Source organism: Bradyrhizobium ontarionense, from assembly GCF_021088345.1.
Taxonomy (GTDB): domain Bacteria; phylum Pseudomonadota; class Alphaproteobacteria; order Rhizobiales; family Xanthobacteraceae; genus Bradyrhizobium; species Bradyrhizobium ontarionense.
Window position 1 is genome coordinate 3759951 of sequence record NZ_CP088156.1, and the last position, 26160, is coordinate 3786110.

23 protein-coding genes are annotated in these 26160 nt (G+C 65.3%); 15 read left to right on the forward strand and 8 right to left on the reverse strand.

Translation table 11 applies throughout. The features are described 5' to 3' along the window. Positions 1-509 precede the first annotated feature (509 nt). Positions 510-2201, forward strand: a complete 1692-nt coding sequence (locus tag LQG66_RS16985) for a PQQ-dependent dehydrogenase, methanol/ethanol family (protein WP_345778963.1) — start codon at positions 510-512, stop codon at positions 2199-2201. 140 nt (positions 2202-2341) lie between these two features. Then, entirely contained in the window at positions 2342-3553 is a 1212-nt protein-coding gene (locus tag LQG66_RS16990; protein WP_231327338.1) for a c-type cytochrome, read from the forward strand. Here LQG66_RS16990 and LQG66_RS16995 read toward each other — a convergent pair. Continuing rightward, the gene (locus LQG66_RS16995; protein WP_231328096.1) at positions 3508-3699 is read right to left on the reverse strand and encodes a hypothetical protein; all 192 of its coding nucleotides are present in this window, start codon (positions 3697-3699) and stop codon (positions 3508-3510) included. The genes LQG66_RS16990 and LQG66_RS16995 overlap by 46 nt on opposite strands. Between LQG66_RS16995 and LQG66_RS17000 the strand changes: the two genes are divergently transcribed. Both LQG66_RS17000 and LQG66_RS17005 read left to right on the forward strand, forming a co-directional pair. Continuing rightward, the gene (locus tag LQG66_RS17000; protein ID WP_231327339.1) at positions 3625-4314 is read left to right on the forward strand and encodes a response regulator; all 690 of its coding nucleotides are present in this window, start codon (positions 3625-3627) and stop codon (positions 4312-4314) included. The genes LQG66_RS16995 and LQG66_RS17000 overlap by 75 nt on opposite strands. Before the next feature lie 214 nt (positions 4315-4528). Beyond that, positions 4529-5275: a response regulator gene (locus tag LQG66_RS17005; protein ID WP_231327340.1), complete on the forward strand. Its 747-nt coding sequence runs from the start codon at positions 4529-4531 to the stop codon at positions 5273-5275. Here LQG66_RS17005 and LQG66_RS17010 read toward each other — a convergent pair. Together LQG66_RS17010 and LQG66_RS17015 are read right to left on the reverse strand one after the other, a co-directional pair. After that, positions 5229-6581 (reverse strand): hybrid sensor histidine kinase/response regulator, encoded by a 1353-nt coding sequence (locus LQG66_RS17010; RefSeq protein WP_231327341.1) that lies wholly within the window; start codon positions 6579-6581, stop codon positions 5229-5231. The genes LQG66_RS17005 and LQG66_RS17010 overlap by 47 nt on opposite strands. Next, positions 6578-7750 (reverse strand): FIST N-terminal domain-containing protein, encoded by a 1173-nt coding sequence (locus tag LQG66_RS17015; protein WP_231327342.1) that lies wholly within the window; start codon positions 7748-7750, stop codon positions 6578-6580. The genes LQG66_RS17010 and LQG66_RS17015 overlap by 4 nt, the downstream gene beginning before the upstream one ends. A 209-nt stretch (positions 7751-7959) precedes the next feature. Here LQG66_RS17015 and LQG66_RS17020 point away from each other — a divergent pair, with 209 nt between their 5' ends. Beyond that, the gene (locus tag LQG66_RS17020; protein ID WP_231327343.1) at positions 7960-8343 is read left to right on the forward strand and encodes a c-type cytochrome; all 384 of its coding nucleotides are present in this window, start codon (positions 7960-7962) and stop codon (positions 8341-8343) included. Between the two features lie 258 nt (positions 8344-8601). On the opposite strand, the gene LQG66_RS17025 is transcribed toward LQG66_RS17020, so the two are convergent. Further along, complete coding sequence (locus LQG66_RS17025) at positions 8602-9117, reverse strand: hypothetical protein (RefSeq protein ID WP_231327344.1); 516 nt, start codon at positions 9115-9117, stop codon at positions 8602-8604. A gap of 133 nt (positions 9118-9250) precedes the next feature. Next, entirely contained in the window at positions 9251-10798 is a 1548-nt protein-coding gene (locus LQG66_RS17030) for an acetolactate synthase large subunit (RefSeq protein WP_231327345.1), read from the reverse strand. A 307-nt stretch (positions 10799-11105) separates the two neighbouring features. Here LQG66_RS17030 and LQG66_RS17035 point away from each other — a divergent pair, with 307 nt between their 5' ends. Both LQG66_RS17035 and LQG66_RS17040 read left to right on the forward strand, forming a co-directional pair. Next, positions 11106-11678 (forward strand): L,D-transpeptidase, encoded by a 573-nt coding sequence (locus tag LQG66_RS17035; RefSeq protein WP_231327346.1) that lies wholly within the window; start codon positions 11106-11108, stop codon positions 11676-11678. A gap of 116 nt (positions 11679-11794) precedes the next feature. Then, positions 11795-12538, forward strand: a complete 744-nt coding sequence (locus LQG66_RS17040) for a DUF2927 domain-containing protein (RefSeq protein ID WP_231327827.1) — start codon at positions 11795-11797, stop codon at positions 12536-12538. 266 nt (positions 12539-12804) lie between these two features. On the opposite strand, the gene LQG66_RS17045 is transcribed toward LQG66_RS17040, so the two are convergent. From LQG66_RS17045 to LQG66_RS17055, 3 genes are all read right to left on the reverse strand, one after another. Then, complete coding sequence (locus LQG66_RS17045; protein WP_231327347.1) at positions 12805-13950, reverse strand: M48 family metallopeptidase; 1146 nt, start codon at positions 13948-13950, stop codon at positions 12805-12807. Further along, positions 13925-15058: a DUF898 family protein gene (locus tag LQG66_RS17050; protein WP_231327828.1), complete on the reverse strand. Its 1134-nt coding sequence runs from the start codon at positions 15056-15058 to the stop codon at positions 13925-13927. The genes LQG66_RS17045 and LQG66_RS17050 overlap by 26 nt, the downstream gene beginning before the upstream one ends. Before the next feature lie 212 nt (positions 15059-15270). Beyond that, complete coding sequence (locus LQG66_RS17055; RefSeq protein ID WP_231327348.1) at positions 15271-16443, reverse strand: isovaleryl-CoA dehydrogenase; 1173 nt, start codon at positions 16441-16443, stop codon at positions 15271-15273. 224 nt (positions 16444-16667) lie between these two features. Between LQG66_RS17055 and LQG66_RS17060 the strand changes: the two genes are divergently transcribed. From LQG66_RS17060 to mdlC, 8 genes are all read left to right on the forward strand, one after another. Beyond that, the gene (locus LQG66_RS17060) at positions 16668-17963 is read left to right on the forward strand and encodes a cytochrome P450 (RefSeq protein WP_425601318.1); all 1296 of its coding nucleotides are present in this window, start codon (positions 16668-16670) and stop codon (positions 17961-17963) included. A gap of 194 nt (positions 17964-18157) precedes the next feature. Then, a complete protein-coding gene (locus tag LQG66_RS17065) occupies positions 18158-19429 on the forward strand; it encodes a cytochrome P450 (protein ID WP_231327349.1) in 1272 nt (423 codons plus the stop codon). Positions 19430-19733: 304 nt separating this feature from the next. Then, positions 19734-20288, forward strand: coding sequence for a thiamine pyrophosphate-binding protein (locus tag LQG66_RS17070; RefSeq protein WP_231327350.1), 555 nt, complete (start codon positions 19734-19736; stop codon positions 20286-20288). Further along, entirely contained in the window at positions 20288-20869 is a 582-nt protein-coding gene (locus LQG66_RS17075; RefSeq protein ID WP_231327351.1) for a thiamine pyrophosphate-dependent enzyme, read from the forward strand. The genes LQG66_RS17070 and LQG66_RS17075 overlap by 1 nt, the downstream gene beginning before the upstream one ends. Positions 20870-21042: 173 nt before the next feature. Further along, positions 21043-22209: an acyl-CoA dehydrogenase family protein gene (locus tag LQG66_RS17080; RefSeq protein WP_231327352.1), complete on the forward strand. Its 1167-nt coding sequence runs from the start codon at positions 21043-21045 to the stop codon at positions 22207-22209. A 170-nt stretch (positions 22210-22379) separates the two neighbouring features. Next, positions 22380-23489 (forward strand): CaiB/BaiF CoA transferase family protein, encoded by a 1110-nt coding sequence (locus LQG66_RS17085; protein ID WP_231327353.1) that lies wholly within the window; start codon positions 22380-22382, stop codon positions 23487-23489. Positions 23490-23491: 2 nt separating this feature from the next. After that, positions 23492-24340 (forward strand): HTD2 family dehydratase, encoded by an 849-nt coding sequence (locus LQG66_RS17090; RefSeq protein WP_231327354.1) that lies wholly within the window; start codon positions 23492-23494, stop codon positions 24338-24340. Between the two features lie 175 nt (positions 24341-24515). Further along, positions 24516-26135 (forward strand): benzoylformate decarboxylase, encoded by a 1620-nt coding sequence (mdlC, locus tag LQG66_RS17095; protein ID WP_231327355.1) that lies wholly within the window; start codon positions 24516-24518, stop codon positions 26133-26135. Positions 26136-26160 lie beyond the last annotated feature (25 nt).

Here is a 26160-nt window from a genome sequence, read left to right on the forward strand (position 1 = left end):
CGCTATCGCGCCCGGCCGCCCCCTCGAGGGGCGGCCTTCGCGGCGCTGGAACGACGATTGGCATCTCGGCGCGGTCTGTGCCGAGGGCCCATGCTCTGCAGCTGGCGAAGCTGGTCGCCGGTCTCCTTCGTCCCCCCGTTGCCCGCCCTCGCCGGTGGGCCCGGACGCACCGGCGAAGACGCGAGCCGAGATGGGCCCGCCGACAGCCTGTCGTGGATCAACACCGCGCCCCCCGATCAATGCCGCCACCACAAAAAGCGCTGCGATTGCGAGCGGAATGTTTGCACGTTCTCCGGCAAGCACCGGAAACAGCAGGGAAATCGGCCTTCGAGGCCGGCACATCGGCCTACTACCTTCCGCCTATGAGAGCCCGGGAGAGGTGATGGTGTAATTCCCCCCGATGCTTGCAGCGCGACTGCACATCGGGGGCTCGGCGCGGCGCGCGCGCCACACGACCACAACAAAGACAAATGCGGAGGGAACTGATGAATTTCACGAGCAGGAGATTCTTGGCTGGCATCTCGACGGTTGCCTTCCTCATGGCCGGCGCCGTTGGTGTCCGCGCCAATGACTCGGCGCTGAAGGCCGCCAGTGAGCCCGGGGCCTGGGCGATGGCCGGGCATGATTACGGCAACACCCGCTTCAGCCCGCTCAAGGAGATCAATACCGAGAACGCCGGCAAGCTGTCGCTGGTCTATTCGTTCTCGCTGGCCTCGCTGCGCTCGAACGAGGCCTCGCCGATCGTGATCGGCAACACGCTCTACGTCTCGACCTCCTGGGGCCCGAAATACGTCTATGCGCTGGATGCCGCGACCGGCGCGCGCAAATGGACCTATGAGCCGGATATTCCCGACGACGTGCTGCAATATGCATGCTGCGACGTCAACAACCGCGGCATCACCTATGCCGACGGCAAGCTGTTCGTCGGCCGGCTCGACGGCAAGCTGACCGCGCTCGATGCCGCGACCGGCAAGGAGCTGTGGACGTCGAAGGTCGTCGACTACAAACAGGGTTCGGTGATCACCTCGCCGCCGCTGGTCGTTCGCGACAAGGTCATCACCGGCTTCGGCGGCGGCGAGTATGGTGTGCGCGGTTCGCTGCAGGCCTTCGACATCAACTCCGGCAAAGCGTTGTGGCAGACCTACACCGTTCCTGCTCCCGGCCAACCCGGCAGCGAGACCTGGAAGGGCGACACCGGCCTGCACGGCGGTGGGGCGGCCTGGCTGGTCGGCTCCTATGATCCGAAGAGCGACACGGTCTATTGGGGCACCAGCAATCCCGGTCCCTGGAACACCGCCGTGCGCTCGACCGGCAACGGCGAGTTCGGCAAGCTGACCAATCTCTATACGGCGTCCACGCTGGCGCTCGATCCGAACACCGGCAACATCAAGTGGCACATCCAGACCACCCCCGCCGATGCCTGGGATTATGACGGCGTCAACGAAGCCATCCTCGCCGACCTGAAGATCGGCGATGCGGCCGTTCCGACGCTGATGAAGGCCGACCGCAACGGCTTCTTCTTCGTGGCCAATCGCGAGACCGGCAAGGTCATCTCGGCCGAGAAATACGTCTTCGCCAACTGGGCTCAGAAATGGGACACCGCGACCCTGCGCGCGGTCGAGGATCCGGACAAGCGGCCGGGCCCCGGACATCCTGTCAAGGACGTCTGTCCGAACCTGATCGGCGGCAAGAACTGGCAGCCGATGTCGTACAGCCCGGACACCGGCTTGGTCTATATCCCGGCCAACAATGTCTGCATGGACTGGGCGGTGAGCGACGTCTCCTACAAGCGCGGCGTGTTCTATCTCGGCGCGGAATTCCCGACCAAGGAAGGCCCCGGCGGCTTCCTCGGAGAGCTCATCGCCTGGGATCCCGTGAACAACAAGAAGGTCTGGTCGATCCAGGAAGACCTTCCCTTCAACGGGGGCACGCTCAGCACCGCAGGCGGCCTGGTCTTCTCCGGCAATCTGCACGGCGATTTCCGCGCCATCGATGCCAAGTCCGGCAAGATCCTGTGGAAGCGCAATCTCGGCTCCGGCATCGGCGCCGGTCCGGTGACCTACTCGGTCGACGGCAAGCAGTACGTCGCCGTCGTCGTCGGGCGCACCGCCTCGATCCCGGCCTTCCTCGGCGAGATCGGCAAGAAGATGACGAACGCGGCTCCCGAGGGCGGCGCCTTGTTCGTCTTCGCGGTCCAATAACCGCGACGACCACGACAGAAGCGCGTGTCCCCGGAATCGGGACACGCGCACCGCCCAGCCTGTCCGCATGAGGCGAATGGCACGGCCGCGAGGACCGAGCCGGTGCGAACAAACAAGATAACAAGATCGAGGGATCAAGGATGCGCCTGAATCGTCGTCAGACCGGCTCGAAAAGGCAGGCCGCCGCCGAACTGTCAGCACGTGCGACGATTCTGGTCGCATTGATGGCCTCCACCCTGCCGGCATCGTCGGCCGCGGGGTTCGCAAACGAGGCGGACCCGCTGCGGTTATGCGCGGATCCGACCAATCTTCCCTTCTCGAGCGACAATCCATCGCAGCCAGGATTCTATCTCGAGGTCGGCCGGGCCCTGTCGCAGCAGCTCGACCGCCCCGTGACGTACAACTGGTACAAATCCTATTTCGGCAAGCGGACCGTGCGCGTGACGCTGCTGGGCAAGCAGTGCGACGCGATGATAGGCCTGCCGCTGTCCTCGGAATTCATGGGACCCACGGTGATCTTCTCGAAAAAGATCGCGACCGAAAGCTATGCGCTCGTCAGCCGCGAGACGCTTGCCGTCAGCAGCATCGACGACCTCAGAGGCAAGCGCGTCGCGGTGCAATACCAAACCACGCCGCAAAATCTGTTGGCCGAGCGCGACGACATCGAGAAAGTTACCGTGCTGACGCCGGACGAGGGCATGGCGGCCCTCGCCCAGGGCAAGGCCGACGTCGCTTTCGTCTGGGGACCGGTTGCAGGCTGGCTGAACAAGACGACCTACCAAAGCCGCTTCCGGATCCAGCCCGTCGAAGGAGCCGGTCTGTCCTGGGATGCAGCGATCGGCTTCGCCAGAACCTCAGCGCAGTTGCGCGACCAGATCGACGCCGCCTTGCCGCAGCTCGACCTGCGGATCGCCGAGCTGGCTGCCAAATACGGGCTGCCAGGCGATCCGCCGATCAGGCTCGGCGCCGCGCCGAGCCTGATCAAGCTGGCCTCGTTCACTGGTCCCGCTCAGCTCCTCCGACAGCCGGCTGCTGAGGCTTCAGTGATCAGGGTTTCGGACTCCAATGTGACCGATCCCCAGACCGAGGGGGTGCCCCTCGGCAAGGAGATCTTCAACGGCACCTGCGCCCATTGTCACGGACCCGACGCCGTGCAGGCAGAACGCCGGATCGACCTGCGACGGCTGCGAACCCGCTACGGCGAGGACATGCGCGACAAGTACTGGACCACCGTGCACGAAGGTCGTCCCTCCAAAGGCATGCCCGCCTGGAAGGAGGTCTTTACCGACGACCAGTTCGAGAGCATCTATTCATTCCTGATGACCGTGCAGTCGTCGGAAACGGCAAATTGAAGGAGACCGATACCGGCGGTCAGGGTCTGCCGGATCACCCGCAGCGTGCTGGCGACAAGTGAGAGTCGAAAATGACGCGCTTTCTGATCATCGACGATCATCCGCTGTTTCGCGAGGCCCTCGGCAACGCCGTGCGTCTGGCGCATCCGGACGCCCAGATCCTCGAGGCCTTGTCGATCGCCGATGCGCTCAACATCCTTTCGTCCGAACCAGAAATCGATCTGGCGCTGCTCGACCTGACGCTGCCGGACGCCACGGGCTTTTCGGGATTCCTGCGGCTTCGCGCCACCCATCCGCGGCTTCCGGTCGCGATCGTCTCGAGTGATGAAGACCAGCATGTCGTGCGCGAGGCACTTTCGCTCGGCGCGGCCGGCTATCTGCCGAAGTCGACCTCGAAGCGCGAGCTGACATCCTCGATCGAACGCGTGCTCAGCGGCTCGATCTCAGTCCCGAAAGACTTCGTGCCTGCCGCCGAACGCGACGGGAACGGCTCCTCTCGCGCGTTGCAGGCACGTCTCGAGGAACTGACTCCGCAACAGCTTCGCGTCCTCGACTTGATCAAGCGAGGCTACCAGAACCGGGAAATCGCCGGCGAACTGCAGCTTGCGGAATCGACCGTCAAAGCGCACATCACCGAAATCCTGAGAAAACTCCGCCTGTTCAGCCGCAACAAGGCCGTCATCGAAACCAGCAAGATCGAACTGCCCATTCCGACCGACCGCCCCGGATCGCGGGCCGCGTCACGCAGGAAGCACCAGTAGTTGACGGACCGGCAATGCTGCGACGCGGGATGTCGTGGCGGCGCCAGGCATCGCGACATCGCGCATCTTGATCGTTGATTGATCGGGATCAAGACGGTATCGCTGGTGCTCCGGCTCTGACGTTCGCTCGAAGACGATGCGCAGACCGGTGCGAATGTCAGATCCGCGACACTGGAAAAACCGGCTCGTCGATCCGGCTGGGGGGTGACAGCACGTGGCTCGATTGCTCATCGTCGAGGACCATCCGCTCTTTCGCGAGGCGTTGGAGAGCGCGATCCGCGTCGCTCTGCCTGATGCCGAGATGCGCGAGGCGACGTCCATCGATATGGCCATCGGTCTTCTGTCGTCGCCGCCGAGATTCGACTTGATCCTGCTCGACCTCTCGACGCCCGGAACGACCGGCCTCTCCGGCGTCATTCGCATCCGCAAGACCGCGCCGCGGACACCGGTCCTGGTGGTTTCAGCGCATCAGGATCCGCGGCTCGTCGCCCATGTTCTCACGCTGGGTGTCGCCGGCTATATCTCGAAATCGACCTCGAAACAGCAATTGGCTGATGCGATCAAGGTCGTGCTGCGTGGCGAGGTCCATATTGATGCCGGCGCACCCTGCGCCGGCACGCGCCGGGGCAGGCTTCCTGCTCAGGATCTCCTGAAACGTCTTCACGAGCTGACACCGCAGCAGCTGCGCGTGCTCGACTTGATCCGCTGCGGACTGCAGAACAAGCAGATCGCCTATGAGCTCGGGATCAGCGAGACCACCGTGAAGGTCCATGTCTCGGAAATCCTGCGAAAGCTCCGGGTCATGAGCCGGACCAAGGCCATCATCGAGATGGAAAAGATCGACTTCGTGAACCTCATCGGCGAGCCGCGGACACGCACGCCGGTTCAAGCGCGGGGAGACGACGCTGAAACGCTCATGACAGCAGAAACGACAACAGGGCACGAAGCTCCGCTGGCCTGACCGGCTTGGTCAGGATCTCGAGCCCGTACAGGCTCGCTTCCTTGGCCGCAGCTTCGGAATAGTCCGCCGTCACGATCATGGCCGGCACGTCTCTGCCGAGGAATTGCCGGATGTCCCGGATGGCGGCAAGCCCGCTCTCGTCGCCATCCAGGTGGAGATCCGCAATGATCGTCTCGGGGACCGCGCCGAGCGCGCTCAAGCGCTGCAACGCGTCCTTCGACGACACCGTAGCCACGACGTCGCAGCCCCATTTTTCCAGCAGACTGACCATGGCCTCGGCGGTGGCCAGGTCGTTTTCGATCAGCAGGATCTTGGCGCCTTCGAGCCCGCCATAGTCGTGGTCGACGTGATCCGCAGGATACAAATCCGGCAGCACGGCTGCCGGGTCTGCCCGGTCGAGCTCGAGCTTGAATGTGGATCCATGGCCAACCCGTGAAGCGAGCCTGACCTCATGATCCAGCGCTTTGGCGAAGCGCCGGACGATCGACAGGCCGAGCCCAAAGCCGGCCTGGTCCTCGGCGCTCGGCTGACCGCGCTGGAATTCGAGAAAGATCGCTTCCTGTTGCGGCTTGGGAATGCCCGGGCCGGTGTCGTACACCTCGATGCGAACACGGCTTGATCCCGGCCCCGGCCGACACCCCATGATCACACCGCCGCGCCGCGTGTAACGCAGAGCGTTGGCGAGGAGATTCTGCAGGATGCGCCGCAGCATCATGGCATCCGAGACCACGGCGACAGAGCTCGGACAGATGCGCAACGACAGCCCCCGTTTTGCCGCGATCGGCGCGAACTCGCGTTCGAGCGGCTCGAACAGAGTCGAGAGCAGAATGGGGCGCACATCCGGACGCAGGGCTCCGGCGTCCAGCTTGGCAATCTCGAGCAGGGATCGCAGCAGATCCTCGAGCATGGCCAGCGAATGGTCGACCTGGCCGACCATGGTCATTCCACGATCGGACGAGACCTCGTCCGCCAAGGTCGAGAGCGTCAGCCGCGCCGCGTTGAGCGGCTGAAGCAGATCATGCGTCACGGAGATCAGGACCGACGATTTCAAGGAGCTGGCCGCTTCCGCCTGCTGCTTGGCCCAGTAGAGGTCCTTGTTGGCCGTCTCAATCGAATGCAGCGCATCTCGCAGCTGCCGGGTCCGTTCGCGGACCTGCTGATCGAGCGCGATCGCCGTTTCGAACAGTGAGAACGCATTGAACTGCTGGTCCATCGAGCGTTCGACCCGGGACATCAGCGCGGCGTTGATCTTCCTGAGCTTGGCCGCCTCACGCTGCAGGTCCTGCGGAGACCCGGAGGCGGTCATGGCTGCGCCCCTGCGCGTTTGCCGATCGCGACGCCCGTCAGCGTCTGATTGACGTGCATTGAACCGTACTGCTCGCCATAGGTATGGAATCCGACGATCCGGTTGTCGCGATAGAGATCGGACATCTCCCGCGCGAACTGATGCTGCTCGGCGTCGAGACGCCTGAGGATGCACTCGAAACCGATGAAGATCGAGACCTCGCCGATCTCGTTGCGGACCTCCGCCAGCATCTCGCGGGCGGCCGCCACCGAGTTGCGCGACCTCGCAGCGGTCAGCACCATTCCTTCGTCGATCGCGCAGAAGAACCGGAGCGAGCCGTCCGGGTCGACGCGCTGAATCGAACGCGCGAAATACGAGCCGCCGACACGCACCAGCACCGGATGGGCTGCAAACAGGAACGGGTCGAGCTCGGAATCGGCGATACCGACCGCGCGGCAATATTCCTCCGCCGCCGGCTCAGCATTGAGCTGCTTGACGATACGCTGTTCGAGATCGGCTTCCGTCACCACCATCTTGGCCGAGGTCGGCTCGAAATTATCGCACTTGAACAACCGGAACGGCAACGACGTCCTGATCAGAATCAGCACCGCCATGTCGGTATGAGCTTTGCCGTCGTGGAAAACCCAGGTGCGCTCGAAGCGCAGACCATCGCCGGCCGACCCGCCGACCAGAGGAATATTGTCGAGCGACGCATAGATCGCCGACATGATCGCCTCTTCCCGCTGGCACATGCCGTCGATCAGGACGAGCCCGAACACGCCTTCGTCGTCGCGACCGCCATGCCGAAACACCTCCTGCCTCAACTGGTTGCCGAGGCGGCGCCCTTCATCGACGCGAAAGGCCGACAAGCCGAAGATGGGCTGCGCGAACACGGTGAAATCATCGGCTGCAAAGGCGAGAGCAACGACGCTGTTGTCGTCCCAGCCATCGGGCGACAGCTCGCCCGCCGTCGTACAGCCATACACGGGGATGCCGGCAAGACGCGTCGTCACCTCCGCCATGAATTTGTTCGGATCATAGTGGGGCGACAGGAAGATCAGCACCATGGCCAAGCCGTCGGCCGACAATTGGCCACAGATGTCGGCCGCCGCAGCGGCCTCGGTCGCGGCCTTCGACTTTGCAGCAATCACGCCAGACGGGCGCGCGGGCCGAGGATCGGCGTCTCCCACTCAGGCACCTCCCAGAACGACACGTTTCGTGTGGTTTCCGTTCGTTTTTTTAGAAGAATAAGCCAATTGAACAGCAACGGCAACGACGCGGATTGATCCAGAACAAGGACTTGGGTCTGGCTCTTGTCCGATCATCTGCACGGATCTGCCGACCGGCCCGGTCGCGGGACTTGTCCGCGCCGCTCAGGGTCGAAAAGGGAAGGATTCGCATGCTCCGCCGCATCGTTCTTATCGTCGTTCTCGCAAGTCTTGCGTCGGGTCTTGCGTCGGGCGCCAAGGCGCTGGACGGGGACCCCATCGCCGGGAAGAGCATCTTCCAGCGCATCTGCCAGAACTGCCACTCTGCCGAGATCGGCATCAACAAGGTCGGTCCGAGCCTCTGGAACATCGTCGGACGCCAGCCGGCGGCCGTACCGGACTACGTCTATTCCGAAGGCATGAAGACCAACAAGACGCCTTGGACGGCTGCGGCCTTGGATACCTACATCGCCGATCCGCGCGGGGACGTCCACGGCGTCAAAATGTACTTCAAGGGGTTGGCGGACGGGAAGGAGCGAGCCGACGTCGTTGCCTATCTGTCGACGTTGAAATAGCGGGCATGAGACGCAGCAGCGGGGCTCGGCTTTCGTTCCCCCTTGCGCACATGGCGCACTCGCACGCTGCCGCGTCGTCTCCACGACGCCATGGGCTCGGGCGACGCCATGTCGAAGTGGGTCTCAGCGCGGGCTTGCCTTCGGGGGCATGCCCCGTGCCCCGCGAAGGGACGGACCGCGGCCTCCCCTGCGGTTCCATGACGACGATCAGTCGGATCCAACGCGTATCGACTTGCAGGCGCCGCGCAGGCGTGCCTCCTAGACAGCGACCAGCCCCAGCTGCTGCAGCCGTCCAGCGAACCAGGCCGACAGCTGCGGCTCCAGTCGGGCCCCGACATAGATCTCAGGCGCGATCACGGTTCGGCGGTCGAGGATCACCAGCACACCGATCCAATAGGCGAACCACAGATGCGGATCGGTCAGCGCCATCAGCTTGTGGCGGTCGTGCGCCAGCGGCTGGTGATTGCCTGCCTTGCGCACCTCGATCGCCAGCAGGTTGTCCGGCACGGCCCGCTTGTGCACGACGATGTCGGGGTAGACCGACTTGCCCAGCTCATCGTCGGTCGAGACGATCGACCCGCGCGGCAGCAGCATCGCGCGATCGCCGAGCCGGTTGTCGTCGCAATCGACGTCCCAACCGAGGAAGTTGCGCTCCAGATGTACCGCGAGCCGGTGCGTCAGGGCGCGCTCACCCAGATCGCGGTCCAGGATGAAGCGCTCGCGCGCATAGAACTCCTGCAACGCTGAGATCAGCCGGTTCAATTCGCTGTGCATGCCGCCCAAGAACAAAAGATGGAGACGTCACCATCAACACGCGATCGGCCTGAGTCGCCAGCCGCATAATGAGGTCATGACGCTGCCATGAACCGGCGGCCGTTTTGCGGCCGCCGGTTGTGGGCGGGAAGCCTTACATCTGCACTTCGATCAGGCGGGGACCATATTCCGCATTGGCTTCCGCCAGCGCCGCGTTGAACTCGTCGGCCGTGGTGACGGCGCGGCCCGGGACGCCCATACCCTTGGCCATGGCGACGAAGTCGAGCGTCGGGCGGTCGATCTTGAGCATGTCCTGGGCGCGCTGGCCGGGCTCGCCGGCGCCGACGCCATCGAACTCGCCGCGCAGGATCTGATAGATCCTGTTGGCGAACACCACCGTGACGACGTTGAGGTTCTCGCGCGCCTGGGTCCACAGCGACTGGATCGTGTACATGGCGCTGCCGTCGCCGACCAGGCACATCACCTTGCGGTCCGGGCAGGCCACGGCGGCGCCGGTCGCGACCGGGGTCGAGAAGCCGATCGAGCCGCCCATGTTCTGCAGCCAGTCATGCGGCTTGGCGGCCGCCGTCGGCGGAAAGAAGCCGCGGCCGGTGGTGATGGATTCGTCGACCACGATCGCGTTCTCGGGAATGGCATAGGCGATCGCCTGCGCAATGGTGGTGTGGTTCAGTGCGCCGGTCGGCTTGATCAGCTCGGCGAGCGGCTGCGGCTTCACGTCCGCGGCCTTGGCGCCGAGATGGTCGGCCAGCGCCTCCAGCGCGGCGGCCGAGTTCTCGCCCCAGGCGGTCATGCGGTGCACCTCGGTGCCTTCGGCCTTCAATATGCTCGGCTTGTTCGGGTAGGCGAAGAAGGCGACGGGGTCGTTGGCCTCGACCAGCACGATGTGCTTGTAGTTCTTCAGGATCGGCAGCGCCTGCTCGATCACGTAGGGAATGCGGTCGATCGAGAACCGCCCCGCCCCGCGCGCCATGCGCGGATGATAGGTCTGGCCCATCACGCGGCAGCCGGTCTTGCCGGCGATGCGCTGGGCGAACGCCAGGCCCTGCTCGGTCAGCGCGCCCGCGGTCATCAGCACCAGCGTCTCCGGGCCATGGGCGTGCAGGATCTTGGCGGCCTTCTCGACCGCCTCAGCCGAATAGCTCGGGCGCTGCGTCTCGCCAGGCACCTGGGCGATGCCGTCGGCCTCGTTCCAGGCGGTGTCGGCGGGCAGGATCAGGGTCGCGATCTGCGGCGGCGCGCTCTTGGCGGCGGCGATCGCGGCGGCGCCGTCGGCGGCCACGGCCTTGGCGCTCGGCGAGGTCCGCACCCAGTCCGACATCGGCCGCGCCAGGCCCTCGATGTCCGAGGTCAGCGGCGCGTTGAAGCCGATGTGGTAGGTCGCGTGCTGGCCGACGATGTTGACGATGCCCGAGCGCGCCTTCTTGGCGTTGTGCAGATTGGCGAGACCGTTGGCCAGGCCGGGGCCGAGATGGAGCAGCGTCGAGGCCGGCGTGCCCTTCATGCGGAAATAGCCGTCGGCGGCGCCGGTCACGACGCCCTCGAACAGGCCGAGGATGCAGCGCATGCCCTCGACACGGTCGAGCGCGGCGACGAAATGCATCTCGGAGGTGCCCGGATTGGTAAAGCAGACGTCAACGCCCCCCGCGACCAGGGTCCGCACCAGGCTTTCCGCACCGTTCATCATGTTCTCCCGTTGATACCGCGCGCCACGTCTAAAGGTGAGGCAGATCAATCATTGTTCGCGGGCCTCGTCAAAGGGGCTGGCCGCATTGCTGCCATCGCGACGATGCTCATGCGCGGACTTGGCTAACGCGGACTTGGCTAAGGCGGACTTGGCTAACACGGTGTCGGGCGGCGAGCTCGGTGGTTTTCGTGGGATTTGGGTCACGGACCGCCGCCACATACCGGCCTCACGGCGGCGTGGGTTGCGAAACCTGGAGGTTTATGGCCTGTCTGCGATGGATTTTGATTTATGCCAGGGGATGTAAATGAAGCGTTTTTTTGCTTTGGGAATTGCTGCGGTCGCCTTGCTGTCGGGTGCCGGAATGGCGCGCGCGGAAATGTTCGACACGCGTGACGTCTTCGGTGGCGGGCCGAACTTCTTCCAGGGCGGCGTCAGCCCGATTCCGCGCCAGACGGTGATGTACGACGGTCAGTATGCGCCCGGCACGATCATCGTGAACACCGCCGAGCGCCGGCTCTATCTGGTGCTGCCGAACGGCCAGGCGCTGCGCTACGGCATCGGCGTCGGCCGCGACGGGTTCCGCTGGAGCGGCGTGCATCGCATCACCGCGAAGAAGGAATGGCCGGCCTGGACCCCGCCCTCGCAGATGCTGCGGCGCCGCCCCGACCTGCCGCGCCACATGGCCGGCGGCATCGAAAACCCGCTCGGCGCCCGCGCGATGTATCTCGGTTCCACGCTCTACCGCATCCATGGCTCCAACGAGCCGGAGACGATCGGTCAGGCCGTGTCATCGGGCTGCTTCCGCATGACCAATGACGACGTCACCGACCTCTATGACCGCGTCTCGGTCGGCGCCACCGTGATCGTCAAGAACTGACACCAAGACGGGCCAGAATGTCGCGACGACGGACTGCTCATGCCGACCAAGGGCTCGCCGGCTTGCGGCGGTCCCCCCTGTGGCTGGTAGCCGTCGCGCTGACGTCGCTCTCGTTCATGACGGTCTCGCTGCCGGCCTCGACGGCCGAGATCCCGGCCATCGCCGCGCGCCAGCGCACCGAGAAGAAGGCGTTTACCGACGCCGAAATCACCGACGGCTTCTTCAAGACCGCGTTCGGCGCCGAATATCATCTCGCCGGGCGGGTCGACCGGATCAGGAAGTACGGCACGCCGGTGCGCGTGTTCGCCGATGGCCGCCGCGCCGACCGCAAGGCGCAGCTCGCCAAGGTCGTCGGCGACATCGCCGCGCACATCCGCAATCTCGACATCGCCATGACCGAAAGCGACGACAACGCCAATGTCCGGGTCAAGCTGGTGCGCGACCGCGACCTCTACCACACCATCAGCCAGGCCTATGGCAGCGAGCGCGCACGCGAGATCAAGACCTCGCTCGACCCGCAATGCCTGTCCGGCTTCCGCAAGAACGAAGCGTTCGAGATCGAGCATTCCGACGTGATCCTGACCGTCGACAACGGCGATTTCGTCTTTCTCGATTGCGCCTATGAGGAGCTGCTGCAGTCGCTCGGCCCGATCAACGACACATCGAGCGTGCCCTGGACCATGTTCAACGACAACGTCTCGATGGGCTTCTTCGACGTCTACGACCAGTACATCCTCAACGTGCTCTACGATCCGCGCGTCAAGGCCGGCATGACGCTCACCGAGGTCAAGGCCGTGCTGCCGGACGTGCTCACCGACGTCCGCGCCTGGGTGAAGCAGGTGAATAATCTGGCGGAGTGAGGAGCTTTGGCAGCTGTTGAGAGCTCAGACGCCGCCGGAAACTCCACTGTCGTCCCGGGCAGTTGCTTACGACGCGCCAGCGTTGTCAGGACGCCGCCCCGGGGACCCACGCCGCGGCCCTGCAATCAGGCACACTGAGAGCCACATTCTTCCAACAAACGGATTCGGTGGTTATGGGTCCCGGCATTCGCCGGGACGACACCGAGTGTTTGGTGACGGCGTACCTCATTAGTAATCGACAGAAGTAACCGACAGATCGCCGTCAGCTACCTGCAGATCCCCTTCAGTGCGCGCCATTCATCCGAGCTCAGCAGGGGCGGCCCGCTCGCCGGGAGGTCCTCGGCGCGCATGCGGGCGAGGCGGTCCTCGGTGAGCGGATGGCTCGCCCACAGCGACGGCCGCTTGCCGTCCTCCTTGCCGGTGATGCGGAACATCAGCTCGCCCATCGGCCGCGTCGGCCGGCCGAGCTGGTGCATCACTTGAATGGCGAAACTGTCGGCGGCCGCTTCCGCCTCGCGGGAATAGGAGGCGTTGACGATCGTCCGCGACGCGAAGATCGCAGCGCCGGCGCCGGTGATGTCGCCGAACAGCAGCCCGATCAGGAACGAGCTGCCGCCATTGTGGATCAGCTGCCGCAGATTGTCGCGATGCTTCAGATGGCCGAGCTCATGCGCCAGGATGCCGGCGATCTCGTCGGGATCGTCGGCCTTGTCGAGCAGCCCCCTCAGCAGGAAGAACCGCCCGCCCGGCAGCGCGAAGGCGTTCGGAATCGGTGTATCCAGCACCTGCGACGCAATGGTGTCGTCGAGGCCGGCCGGCGCACGCAGCGCCGTGACCAGCTTGCCGAACGCGGCCTGTCCGGCCGCCTCGCTACAGACCTTGTTTCCGAAAACGGTGTTAATCTGCACCACCGCGGCTTCGCCGAGATGCCGCTCCATGCTCGGGGGGACCAGCGGGGTCAGCCGGTCGGCGGCGAACGGGATCACGACCAGCACGAGCGTGACGATCGAGGCTGAGGCGGCCAGCGACCAGCCGGTGATGCGCGCGATCGCGCCGCGCGTCACCCGGTTCTCGTCGATATGGCTGCAACGCGCGATCAGTTCGGCCGCGACAGCCGCATCGCGGACCTCCAGGCGCGCCAACGGCGCGGCCGACAAGCAGCTGGCGCGCAGCGTGCCACTCGGAGCATCGACGCGCCGGATGTCGGCATAGGGCCAGGAGACGTAATTGTCGGCGCTGCGCATCACCAGCTGATTGGCGAAGCCGATCGTGACGGTCTGCCGCCGGTTTGACAGCCCGTCGAAATAGGTCGCAGGGCCGCCGGGCGCGGCGGCCGGCTCCACCGATGCCCCGTCGACATCCCGTCGCTCCGCACCGAGCTCGGGATCAGAATCCGGCGACGTCGAGTCCATCGGCAAACCCCTCGCCGAGCGCGCTGGCCAGATCGCCCTTGGCGGCGACGTTGGCCATGGCCTCGATGCCGTGCACCTGGATTGAGGCCAGCACCGTCGCCCACATATCGCGCACCAGATAGAGGCGCATCACGACGTTGAGTGCCAGGATCAGCGCGATGTAACCGAGCGCCATCGCAACCAGCATCGGCACGTGATTGGCGTAAAACTGGATCGGCGACAGATCGTCAGGGTCCGGCCCTGACAGGCTCGCGGTCAGCGCAGCCACCCCGCCGAAATAGACGGAGGAGACGAGCGACAGCAGGAAGAACCAGCCGATGACCTTCCAGTACAGGCCGTAAAAGGCATTTCCGGGCAAGTTCGATTCGAGGCGAACGCCACTGAAGCGGATACCCGACAGCCACCAGCGCCATTCAACGGCCTTGAGCTGCGCATAGACGAAGGGCAGCAGTGGAAACAGCACGAGCGCAAATGGCGCAACAAGCCAGAGATACCACGCCCGCTTGAAGAACTCCCAGCCGCGTCCCTCGAAATCACCGCGCAGGTCGCCATAGTGCGAGTGCTGCATCTTGTAGCGCTCGAGCGCGGCGGCCCGCCACGGCCAGGCCAGCCCCAGTGTGACAACGGCCAACAGCGTCCACAGCATGGCGCGTCCGGCATAGGCCCAGCCTGAGCCGTCCATCCAGAACCGCACCCCGCGCCACACCGTGCGCGTCAGCCGGTAGCGCCGCGCGCGATAGATCGCGAACTGACCGAACGCATAGAAGGAAATCACCAGCGGCACGCTGGCAAAGCCCTGATAGCGCTCGGCTTCGACGCTGACGACAAAATAGGCAAGGTAGATCGGGACCAGGATCGCCATCGCGAACAGGAAGCCGATCAACAGCTCCTTGCCGCGGCCGGTATACTCGGCGGAATCGCCATCGACGGCCGTGTTGACCCACAGATGCCGACGGATGTCGGTCGCGAGCCAGAAGCGATAGAAGCCCAGCGTGATCAGTTCGATGGCCGCACCGCGGCTGACCAGCCTGAAGAACTCGCCGCGAACGCCGGAAAACCCCGCCGTCAACGGCGGAAGCGGCGGCGGCTGCTGCGGAACGTAACTCATCTGGTTCACGGCTCACGCCTCCGAAACACGCAATGACATACAATATACCTCGGGTATCTGTCGCCGGGGCGACTCCGAGGTTCGACGTTGCAGCGCATTTTGTACGCAACTCGGCCGGAAAAAAACACCGGCTTGGGCGGCGCCCGATAAATATCGCTATCTGCCCGATGAGCGCACAGGCCGCTCCCCGCGCCTTCGTCCCGCTCAACCCTTCAGGACGTCTTGTCGAACAATTCCCGGCCGATCAGCATGCGCCTGATCTCGCTGGTGCCGGCGCCGATCTCGTAGAGCTTGGCGTCACGCAGCAGCCGTCCGGTCGAATAATCGTTGATGTAGCCGTTACCGCCGAGCAGTTGGATCGCATCGAGCGCGCACTGCGTCGCCTTCTCCGCCGCAAACAGAATTGCCCCCGCCGCGTCCTCGCGCGTGGTCTCGCCGCGATCGCAGGCCTTGGCCACGGCGTAGACGTAGGCGCGCGCGGCATTCATCGTCGTGTACATGTCGGCGACCTTGCCTTGAACGAGCTGGAAGGTGCCGATCGGCTGGCCGAACTGCTTGCGCTCGTGCACGTAAGGCAGCACCGCGTCCATGCAGGCCTGCATGATGCCGAGGGGGCCCGCCGCCAGCACCGCGCGCTCGTAGTCGAGGCCGCTCATCAGTACGTTCACGCCGCGCCCGACCTGCCCCAGCACGTTCTCCTCGGGCACCTCGCAATCCTCGAACACGAGCTCGCAGGTGTCGGAGCCGCGCATGCCGAGCTTGTCGAGCTTCTGCGCGGTCGAGAAACCCTTCATGCCCTTCTCGATGAGGAAGGCAGTGATGCCGCGGGGCCCGCCTTGCGGATCGGTCTTGGCATAGACCACCAGCGTCTCCGCGATCGGACCGTTGGTGATCCACATCTTGCTGCCGTTGAGGACGAAGCGGTCGCCCTTTTTGTCGGCCCGCGTCTTCATCGAGACCACGTCGGAGCCGGCCTGCGGCTCGGACATCGCCAGCGCGCCGACATGCTCGCCCGAGATCAGCTTGGGCAGGTATTTGCGCTTCTGCGCCTCGTTGCCGTTACGGCGAATCTGGTTGACGCAGAGATTGGAATGCGCGCCGTAGGACAGACCGACCGAGGCCGAGGCGCGCGAGATCTCCTCCATGGCGATGCAGTGCTCAAGGTAGCCCAAGCCCGCGCCACCATAGTCCTCTTCGACCGTGATGCCGTGCAGGCCGAGCTCGCCAATCCGGGGCCAGAGGTCGCGCGGAAACTGGTTGGAGCGGTCGATCTCGGCCGCGCGCGGTGCGATTTCGTTCTGCGAGAAACTGGCCACCGTCTCGCGGATCGCGTCCGCAGTCTCGCCGAGATCGAAATTGAACATGCGCTGCGCGTTGGCGATCATGGCGGCGGCCTCCTGCACTTCTTCTGCTTTGCAACAATCGATCGTAGCCATATTCCGTGGCGTGGCGCTTGTCACGCCCGGCGTCCTGCAAAAGAGCAGCGCTGCGACGCAAGACCGCCCATGCGGCGCCCGGTAAACTCCGCGCTTGCCCCTCGATCCCGGGCAGGATGTAATTGCACCAGATTGCGCCGGGCGCCAAGAACCCGGCGATCAGGGAGATATCCATGCAAGGGACCACAGAGCTCGCCGACGCGCGTCGGCCGATCGTGGCGCGCGAACCGATGATCGACGCCGCAACGCGGCGCGCAGCCTCGCTGCCGCTGGCCGAATTCGATCCCGGTCATCCCGAGCTGTTCCGGACCGACACGCACTGGCCCTATTTCGACCGGCTACGCCGCGAGGACCCGGTGCATTACTGCAAGGAGTCGATGTTCGGGCCGTACTGGTCGATCACACGCTACGACGACATCATGGAGATCGAGACCAATCACGCGGTGTTCTCCTCGGCCTCGGCGCTCGGCGGCATCACCATCCGCGACGTCGATCCCGATCTGCGCCGCGAGAGCTTCATCGCGATGGATCCGCCGCGTCATGCCGCGCAGCGCAAGACCGTGGCACCGATGTTCACGCCGACGCATCTCGACGAGCTCGCGATCAACATCCGCAAGCGTTCGGCCGAGTGCCTGGACAATCTGCCTGTTGGCGAGGTGTTCGACTGGGTCGACCGCGTCTCGATCGAGCTGACCACGCAGATGCTGGCGGTGCTGTTCGACTTCCCCTGGGAGGACCGCGGCAAGCTGACGCGCTGGTCCGATATCGCGACCACGCTTCCCGGTCCTGACGGGCTGGTCGCGACCGAGGACGAACGGCAGGCCGAGCTGATGGAGTGCGCGCGCTATTTCACGCGGCTCTGGCAGGAGCGCATCAACCAGCCGCCGAAGAGCGACCTGTTGTCGATGATGGCCCACAGCGAGGCCACCCGCGACATGGACCCCAGGAACTTCCTCGGCAATCTCGTGCTGCTGATCGTCGGCGGCAACGACACCACGCGAAACACGATGTCCGGCAGCCTCTACGCGCTGAGCCAGAATCCCGACCAGTATCGCAAGCTCAAGGACAATCCGGCCCTGATCGACAGCTTCGTGCCGGAGGTGATCCGCTGGCAGACGCCGCTCGCCCACATGCGGCGCACGGCGCTGGCCGACATCGAGTTCCGCGGCAAGCAGATCCGGAAAGGCGACAAGGTCGTGATGTGGTATGTCTCGGGCAACCGCGACGAGGCCGCGATCGCGCGTCCCTATGATTTCATCATCGACCGTACCAGGCCGCGCCAGCATCTGTCGTTCGGCTTCGGCATCCACCGCTGCGTCGGATTGCGATTGGCCGAGCTGCAACTGAAGATCATCTGGGAGGAGATCCTGACGCGATTCGATCATATCGACGTGATCGGCGAGCCGAAGCGGGTCTATTCCAGCTTCGTGAAGGGATATGAAACATTGCCGGTGCGAATTACAGCGTAACCGATTCATGAGTTCCGTCATTGCGAGGAGCCGAAGGTGACGTGGCAATCCAGACTGTCTTCTTAGCCCTGGATTGCTTCGCGGAGCCTGTCATCCGGCCGCGCTTCGCGCGGTCCGGGTGGCTCGCAATGACGGAGAGCAACCATATTTGATGACGTGTTGAGGCTGGAGCGACGCTCCAGGAAAGGACCCCCATGACCGTTCAGGCCGCGATCCGTTCCGACCACGCCGATCTGCTGCGCGAGGCGCGGCTCGCGGCCTATTCCACGCCGCTGGAGGATTTCCATCCCGGCGCGCCGCGGCTGTTCCAGAGCGACACGATCTGGCCCTGGTTCGAGCGGCTGCGCAAGGAGGCCCCGGTGCACTACTGCACCAAGGCGCCGATCGAGCCCTATTGGTCGGTGACTCGGTATCACGACATCATGCATGTCGACACCAACCACGCGATCTTCTCCTCCGACGTCAGCAACGGCGGCATCATGATCCGCGATGTGGCACCCGGCTACGAGTGGCCGAGCTTCATCGCGATGGACGAGCCTGTTCACGGCGAGCAGCGCAAGACCGTGTCGCCGATGTTCACGCCCGATCACCTCGATGAGCTCGCCGTGCTGATCCGGCAGCGTTCGGCGAAGGTGCTGGATTCGCTGCCGCGCAACGAGACCTTCAACTGGGTCGAGAAGGTCTCGATCGAGCTGACGACGCAGATGCTGGCGACCTTGTTCGACTTTCCGTTCGAGCAGCGACGCAAGCTGACGCGCTGGTCGGACGTGTCCACCGCGCTGCCCAAGAGCGGCATCGTCTCGTCGGAGGAGGAGCGCCGGCGCGAGCTCGCCGAATGCGCCGAGACCTTCGGCCGGCTCTGGAAGGCGCGCCAGGCCGAGCCCGGGCGCGACCTGATCTCGATGATGGCGCACAGCGAGGCGACGCGCCACATGACGCCGGACAATCTGATGGGCAATCTGATCCTGCTCATCGTCGGCGGCAACGACACCACGCGCAACAGCATGACAGCCTCGGTGCTGGCGCTGAACGAGAACCCCGGCGAATATCAGAAGTTGCGCGACAATCCGGCGCTGATCGAGACCATGGTGCCGGAGGTGATCCGCTGGCAGACGCCGCTCGCCCATATGCGGCGCACTGCGCTGGTCGACACCGAGCTTGGTGGCCAGAAGATCCGCAAGGGCGATCGGGTCGTGATGTGGTACGTCTCGGGCAACCGCGACGAGGAGGTGATCGAGAACCCCGACGCCTTCATCATCGACCGCAAGCGGCCGCGCATCCACCTCTCCTTCGGCTTCGGCATCCACCGCTGCGTCGGCATGCGCCTCGCCGAGCTGCAGCTGCGCATCGTCTGGCAGGAGATCCTCAAGCGCTTCGACCGCATCGAGGTCGTCGGCGAGCCGAAGCGGGTCTATTCCAGCTTCGTGCGCGGCTACGAATCGCTGCCGGTGCGCATACCGGGGTGAGTTCCCGTCGATCGGGTCCATTCCACACGACCATTCGTTTGGTCGACCGCATGGGGCCTCACGGTTCGAGACGCCGCTGCGCGGCTCCTCACCATGAGGGCAGGCAGTTGCCTGAATGAGCGGGCCCCAAGACCCTCATGGTGAGGAGCGCCGCTTGCGGCGCGTCTCGAACCATGAGGCTCCGCTGCCTCTCGGACTATACAACTTCGGCATGGCCGCATGAACCAGATGCGATGGGCCCCGACCTTCGTTTCTGCTAGATCACCTCCGCACCTTTGCGGGTGCGCATGAACCGCAGGACGCCATGGCCGCTGCCGCACCGACCGACACACCGAGTACCGGCCCGGACTGGCCGCTCGCCATCTACGAGGCCCTGAAGTCCGCCGACGTCCGGCAGCTGTGCTACGTGCCCGATGCCGGACACGCCCGCCTGATCCGGCTGACCCACGACGATCCCGCGATCGCGACCACCGTCCTCACCACCGAGGAGGAAGGCGTCGCGCTCGGCGCGGGCGCCTGGCTGGGCGGCCAGCGCGCGGTGCTGCTGATGCAGTCGAGCGGCGTCGGCAATTGCGTCAACATGTTCTCGCTGCTGGCGAGCTGCCGCTTCCCGTTCCTCACCTTCGTCACGATGCGTGGCGAATGGGCCGAGTTCAATCCGTGGCAAGTGCCGATGGGCAAGGCGACGCAGTCCGCCTTCGAGATCATGGGCGTCACCGTGTTCCGGATGGAACGCCCCGAGGACGCCGGCGAGATCGCCGCCGCCGCGGCAACGCTCGCCTTCGACAGCGACCAGCCGATCGCGGTGCTGATCTCCCAGCGCATGATCGGCGCCAAGAAATGGACGGAGAACAAGTGATGAGTGCAGCGCTCGACCGTCGCGCCGCGGTGAAGGCGCTGGTCGCCGAGCGCGGCGACCTGCTCGTCGTCAGCGGTCTCGGCTCGTCGTCCTACGATGTGTTCGCCGCAGGCGATCACCCGGCGAACTTCTATCTCTGGGGCGCGATGGGCGGCGCCGTCATGATCGGCCTCGGCCTCGCACTGGCACAGCCGTCGCGGCCGGTCGCCGTCATCACCGGCGACGGCGAGCAGCTGATGGGGCTCGGCAGCCTCGCCACGTCAGCGGCCAAGAAGCCGAAGAACCTGTCGATCGTCGTGCTCGACAATGCGCATTTCGGCGAGACCGGCATGCAGATGAGCCATTCCGGGCTCGGCGTGAGCCTGGAGCAGATCGCCTCCGGCGCCGGCTTTCGCTCGGTGAGCACGATCCTCGACCACGCTGCGCTGCAGGCCTTTCGGCCGAAGCTGCGCGATCTCGCCGGTCCGCATTTCGCTGTTGTCGCGATCTCGACCGACCATGTCGACCGCGCCCTGCCCCCGCGGGACGGCGTTTTCCTGAAGAACCGCTTTCGCAGCCATCTCGGATTTTCCGTCAGCTAGAACGTCGTGGCCGCGCACCATCCAAAGCAGAAATGGCAGCTCGCGTTCGGACGGCTGACCGCACCGCGCGCTGGCATTCCAAGCTTGCCAATCGAGGCCTGCTTCGTCATAGGCTATGACAAACGAGCACAGGGAGACCGCAGGCCGCGCAACATCGGCCCGCGGAGCAGCGCATGACAGACCAGCATCAGCACGACGACTACGCCGACATCCGCGACGCGGTGGCCAAGCTCTGCGCCCAGTTCCCAGGCGAATATTGGCGCAAGCTCGATCGCGAGATGGCCTATCCCAGTGCGTTCGTCGATGCGCTGACGCAAGCCGGCTATCTCTCGGTGCTGATTCCGGAAGAATATGGCGGCGCGGGCCTGAAGCTGTCCGCGGCCGCGGCCATTCTGGAGGAGATCCAGCGTGCCGGCTGCAATGGCGGCGGCTGTCACGCCCAGATGTACACGATGGGCACCGTGCTGCGTCATGGCTCTGCCGAGCAGAAGGCCAAGTGGCTGCCGAAGGTCGCCGGCGGCGAGTTGCGGCTGCAAGCGTTCGGCGTCACCGAGCCGACCTCGGGCACTGACACCTCGTCGTTGAAGACCTTCGCCAAGCGCGACGGCGACAGCTACGTCGTCAACGGCCAGAAGATCTGGACCAGCCGCGCCGAATATTCCGACCTGATGATCCTGCTCGCGCGCACCACGCCGAAGGACCAGGCGCAGAAGCGCACCGATGGCCTCTCGGTCTTCATCGTCGACATGCGCGAGGCGCGAAACGCCGGGCTGACCATCCGCCCGATCCGCACCATGATGAACCACGCCACCACCGAAGTGTTCTTCACCGACATGCGGGTGCCGGCCGAGAACCTGATCGGCGAGGAGGGCAAGGGCTTCCGCTACATCCTCTCCGGCATGAATGCCGAGCGCATCCTGATCGCCGCCGAATGCGTCGGCGATGCCAAATGGTTCATCGCCAAGGCCACCGCCTATGCCAAGGAGCGCGTCGTGTTCGGCCGTCCTATCGGCCAGAATCAAGGCGTCCAGTTTCCGATCGCGAAGGCCTACGCCTCGATGCGCGCGGCCGAGCTGATGGTGAAGGAAGCGACGCGCAAATACGAGGCCGGGCGGGATTGCGGCGCCGAGGCCAACATGGCCAAGATGCTCGCGGCCGACGCCTCGTTCGAGGCGGCCAATGCCTGCATCCAGACTCATGGCGGCTTCGGCTTCGCCGAGGAATACGACGTCGAGCGCAAGTTCCGCGAGACGCGGCTCTATCAGGTCGCGCCGATCTCGACCAATCTCATTCTCTCCTACGTCGCCGAGCACGTGCTCGGCCTGCCGCGCTCGTACTGATATGCCGCGGTCTATCCATCGCCCGCGGCCATCCTTCGAGACGCCCGCCTGCGGCGGGCTCCTCAGGATGAGGATCTTAGGCGCAGCTACATCTCTCCACCCTCATGGTGAGGAGCGCCGCACTTGCGGCGCGTCTCGAACCATGAGGCCCCATTCTATGAGTTCACACCATGCTGCCGCTTGAAGGGATCACCGTCGTCGCCGTCGAGCAGGCGGTCGCCGCGCCATTCTGCTCGTCGCGCCTCGCCGATGCCGGCGCGCATGTCATCAAGATCGAGCGACCGGAGGGCGATTTCGCGCGCGGCTATGACGCCGCCGCCAAGGGCCAGAGCAGCTATTTCGTCTGGCTCAACCGCGGCAAGGAGTCCGTCGTCGTCGATCTCGCGACGAAAGAAGGCCGCGCCGAGCTGGAGAGGCTGATCGCGAGCGCCGACGTGCTGCTGCAGAACCTCAAGCCCGGCTCGATGGACAAAATGGGCTTTGCGCGCGAGCGGCTGCGCCAGGACTATCCGAAGCTGATCTGCTGCACCATCACCGGTTATGGCGACTCCGGTCCCTATGCCGATCGCAAGGCCTATGACCTGCTGATCCAGGCGGAGAGCGGGCTCGCCTCGATCACCGGCGGTCCGGACGGGCCGTCGCGCGTCGGCATGTCGATCGTCGACGTCGCGACCGGCGCCACCGCGCATGCCGCGATCCTCGAAGCGCTGATCGGCCGCGGCCGCACCGGTGAGGGCGCCGACATCCGGATCTCGATGTTCGACGTGATGGCCGACTGGCTCACCGTGCCGCTGCTCAATGCCGAGGCCGGCCATCCGCCCAAGCGCATCGGCCTCGCCCATCCCTCGATCGCGCCCTATGGCGTGTTCACCTCGCAGGACGGCAAGGACATCCTGATCTCGATCCAGAGCGAGCGCGAGTGGAAGACGCTGTGCGCCAAGGTGCTGGAGCAGCCGGCTCTGCCCGACGATCCGCGCTTTGCCAACATGGTCGCGCGCGTGCGCAACCGGACAGAGACCGACGGGATCGTGGCCGCACGTTTCGCGGCGCTGTCGCGCGACGAACTGCTCGCCAAGCTCGCGAGCGCCGACATCGCCTTTGCCGAGGTCAACAGCATGGCGGATCTCTCGACCCATCCGCATCTGCGGCGCATTGACGTGAGCACGCCAAACGGCGTCGTCAGCTATCCGGCCCCGGCCGCCATCGTGGTCGGCGACGACAGGCGTTACGGCGCGGTGCCTGGTATCGGCGAAGCCGGCTCTTCCGCGCGAAAGGGATGATCATGACGGACACGCTCGATCTCGATCGCTTGCGGCAATGGGTCGGCCGCAGCGCCGAGGCCACCGACATCGTCACCGCCCAGCTCACCAAGGGCCTGCGCGCGACCTTGTTCCAGGACATCGGCGAACCTGATACGGGCGACATCGCACCCTACACGGTGCACTGGTGCCTGGGCCAGCCGGTGTTTCCGCATGATCAGCTCGGCCCTGACGGCCATCCGACCCGCGGCGGCTTCCTGCCGCCGGTGCCGTTGCCGCGCCGGATGTGGGCCGGCGGCGAGGTCGCGTTTCTCGATCCGTTGCGCGTCGGCGATGTCGCCACCCGGGTCTCGACCATCTCCGACGTCGCCCTGAAGAGCGGCTCGACCGGCCAGCTCTGCTTCGTCGCCGTCGAGCATGTCGTGACGACGCCGCGCGGGGTCGCGATCCGCGAGCGCCAGGACATCGTCTACCGCGACATGGGCGGCGCGCAGCCCGCGCCAGCAAAGGCGCCGCCACCTTCTCCGGTCGCACAGCACAGCGAGACGCGTGTCTCCGATGCGGTGCTGCTGTTCCGTTATTCTGCGCTGACCTTCAACGGCCACCGCATCCACTACGATCGCGACTACGTCACCAAGGTCGAGGGCTATCCGGGATTGATCTTCCACGGCCCGCTGCAGGCCGCGCTCTTGGTCGAGTTCGCCGCCAAGCTCAAGGGCAAGGCGCCGGCGAAGTTCGCCTATCGCGGCGTGCAGCCGCTGTTCGAGGGCTCGGAATTCTCGGTCAACGCCAATGACATTGATGCGGGCCTGGACGTTTGGATCGCCAATGCCGAGCGGCAACCGACTATGAAGGGCACCGCGACCTGGTAGAATACATCCCGTCGTTCCGGGGCGAGGCGTCGCGTCAAAGTGGCGAAGCCATTTTGCGCAGAGCATCGAACCCGGAACCTCGAGGAGAGGGAAAAGAAAAGCTCGAGATTCCGGGTTCGATGCTACGCATCGCCCCGGAATGACGACAAACAACGATCGCTCCCGAGGAAACGTCTTGTCCGGCAAGTCTCCCAAAACCAAGTCCCGCACCGTCAAGCAGGCCACCTTCGAGCTGCTGCGGGCGTTCGGCATCAAAAAGGTGTTCGGCAATCCCGGCTCGACCGAGCTGCCGTTCCTGAGCGACTGGCCGGATGACATCGACTACGTGCTCGGCCTGCAGGAGGCGAGCGTGGTCGGCATGGCCGACGGCTATGCGCAGGCGACGCGCAATGCCGGCTTCGTCAACCTGCATTCGGCCGCCGGGGTCGGCAATGCGCTCGGCAACATCTACACCGCGCATCGCAACCAGACGCCGCTCGTCATCACCGCCGGCCAGCAGGCGCGCGCGATCCTGCCGCTGCAGGCCTTCCTCTATGCCGAGCGCGCGTCGGAATTCCCCAGGCCCTACGTCAAATACAGCGTCGAGCCGGCCCGGCCCGAGGACGTGCCGGGCGCGATCGCGCGCGCCTATTACACCGCGATGCAGCCGCCCTGCGGCCCGACCTTCGTCTCGATCCCGATCGACGACTGGATGCATCCCTCCCAGCCGGTCGTCGCACGAAAGCTCAGCCGCGAGCTCGGTCCCGACCGCGCGGCCATGGACGAGCTGGTTGATGCGCTCGGCGCTGCAAAGAACCCTGCGCTCGTGGTCGGCCCCGGCATCGATCGCGCCGGCTGCGTCGAGCAGATGGTCGCGGTCGCGGAGAAGACCAAAGCGAGCGTCTGGGTCAGCCCGTTCTCGGCGCGCTGCTCGTTCCCCGAGCGGCATCCGCAATTCCAGGGCTTCCTGCCGGCCTCGCCCGGGCAATTGTCGGAGGCGCTGAAAGCCCACGACCTCGTCGTGGTGATCGGCGCGCCGGTCTTCACCTTCCATGTCGAGGGCCACGCCGCGATCTTCGACGGCGCCACCGCGATCTATCAGATCACCGACGATGCCGAGGGCGCGGCCGTGCCGCCGATCGGCACCAGCATCGTCTCCACCATGCGCCCGGCGCTCTCGCTCTTGCTGGAGCTGCTGCCGGAGACGAAGCGCGCCGCGCCGAAGGCCCGCGTGCTGCCGGACGCGCCGAAGCCGGCCGATCCGATCCCGGTCGACTATCTGCTGCATACGCTGTCGCGGGCGCTGCCAGGCGGCGCTGCGCTGGTCGAGGAGATCCCCTCGCACCGGCCGGTGATGCACAAGTTCATGCCGATGCCGGGCGCCGACTCGTTCTACACGATGGCGAGCGGCGGCCTCGGCTACAGCCTGCCGGCCGCGGTCGGCATGGCGCTGGGACGGCGACAAGGCCGCACGGTGTGCCTGATCGGCGACGGCTCGGCGATGTACTCGCTGCAGGCGCTGTGGACCGCCGCGCAGCGCAGGCTGCCGCTGACGGTCGTCGTCATCAACAACTCCGGCTACGGAGCGATGCGCTCGTTCAGCCAGGTCATGCAGGTGCGCAACGTGCCCGGGCTCGATCTGCCGGGGCTCGACTTCGTCAAGCTCGCGGAAGGCCTGGGCTGCGACGCCGTCCGCGTGACGACGTCGGCCGACCTCGAAGCCGCTCTGGCACGCAGCCTTGCACAGGACGGCACGAGCCTCGTCGAGGTCATGGTGGATTCCGCCGTCCCCCTGCTCTACGCGCCGAAGACCTGACGGCGTTCGATCTACGGACGCTTCG

What these genes read in the sequence shown, in the direction of transcription:
- LQG66_RS16990 (WP_231327338.1), top strand. Translation starts at nt 2,342, where the DNA reads ATGCGCCTGAATCGTCGTCAGACCGGCTCGAAAAGGCAGGCCGCCGCC.
- LQG66_RS17000 (WP_231327339.1), top strand. Translation starts at nt 3,625, where the DNA reads ATGACGCGCTTTCTGATCATCGACGATCATCCGCTGTTTCGCGAGGCC.
- LQG66_RS16995 (WP_231328096.1), bottom strand. Translation starts at nt 3,699, where the DNA reads ATGCGCCAGACGCACGGCGTTGCCGAGGGCCTCGCGAAACAGCGGATG.
- LQG66_RS17010 (WP_231327341.1), bottom strand. Translation starts at nt 6,581, where the DNA reads ATGACCGCCTCCGGGTCTCCGCAGGACCTGCAGCGTGAGGCGGCCAAG.
- LQG66_RS17020 (WP_231327343.1), top strand. Translation starts at nt 7,960, where the DNA reads ATGCTCCGCCGCATCGTTCTTATCGTCGTTCTCGCAAGTCTTGCGTCG.
- LQG66_RS17025 (WP_231327344.1), bottom strand. Translation starts at nt 9,117, where the DNA reads ATGCACAGCGAATTGAACCGGCTGATCTCAGCGTTGCAGGAGTTCTAT.
- LQG66_RS17030 (WP_231327345.1), bottom strand. Translation starts at nt 10,798, where the DNA reads ATGAACGGTGCGGAAAGCCTGGTGCGGACCCTGGTCGCGGGGGGCGTT.
- LQG66_RS17035 (WP_231327346.1), top strand. Translation starts at nt 11,106, where the DNA reads ATGAAGCGTTTTTTTGCTTTGGGAATTGCTGCGGTCGCCTTGCTGTCG.
- LQG66_RS17040 (WP_231327827.1), top strand. Translation starts at nt 11,795, where the DNA reads ATGACGGTCTCGCTGCCGGCCTCGACGGCCGAGATCCCGGCCATCGCC.
- LQG66_RS17045 (WP_231327347.1), bottom strand. Translation starts at nt 13,950, where the DNA reads ATGGACTCGACGTCGCCGGATTCTGATCCCGAGCTCGGTGCGGAGCGA.
- LQG66_RS17050 (WP_231327828.1), bottom strand. Translation starts at nt 15,058, where the DNA reads ATGAGTTACGTTCCGCAGCAGCCGCCGCCGCTTCCGCCGTTGACGGCG.
- LQG66_RS17055 (WP_231327348.1), bottom strand. Translation starts at nt 16,443, where the DNA reads ATGATCGCCAACGCGCAGCGCATGTTCAATTTCGATCTCGGCGAGACT.
- LQG66_RS17060 (WP_425601318.1), top strand. Translation starts at nt 16,668, where the DNA reads ATGCAAGGGACCACAGAGCTCGCCGACGCGCGTCGGCCGATCGTGGCG.
- LQG66_RS17065 (WP_231327349.1), top strand. Translation starts at nt 18,158, where the DNA reads ATGACCGTTCAGGCCGCGATCCGTTCCGACCACGCCGATCTGCTGCGC.
- LQG66_RS17070 (WP_231327350.1), top strand. Translation starts at nt 19,734, where the DNA reads ATGGCCGCTGCCGCACCGACCGACACACCGAGTACCGGCCCGGACTGG.
- LQG66_RS17075 (WP_231327351.1), top strand. Translation starts at nt 20,288, where the DNA reads ATGAGTGCAGCGCTCGACCGTCGCGCCGCGGTGAAGGCGCTGGTCGCC.
- LQG66_RS17080 (WP_231327352.1), top strand. Translation starts at nt 21,043, where the DNA reads ATGACAGACCAGCATCAGCACGACGACTACGCCGACATCCGCGACGCG.
- LQG66_RS17085 (WP_231327353.1), top strand. Translation starts at nt 22,380, where the DNA reads ATGCTGCCGCTTGAAGGGATCACCGTCGTCGCCGTCGAGCAGGCGGTC.
- LQG66_RS17090 (WP_231327354.1), top strand. Translation starts at nt 23,492, where the DNA reads ATGACGGACACGCTCGATCTCGATCGCTTGCGGCAATGGGTCGGCCGC.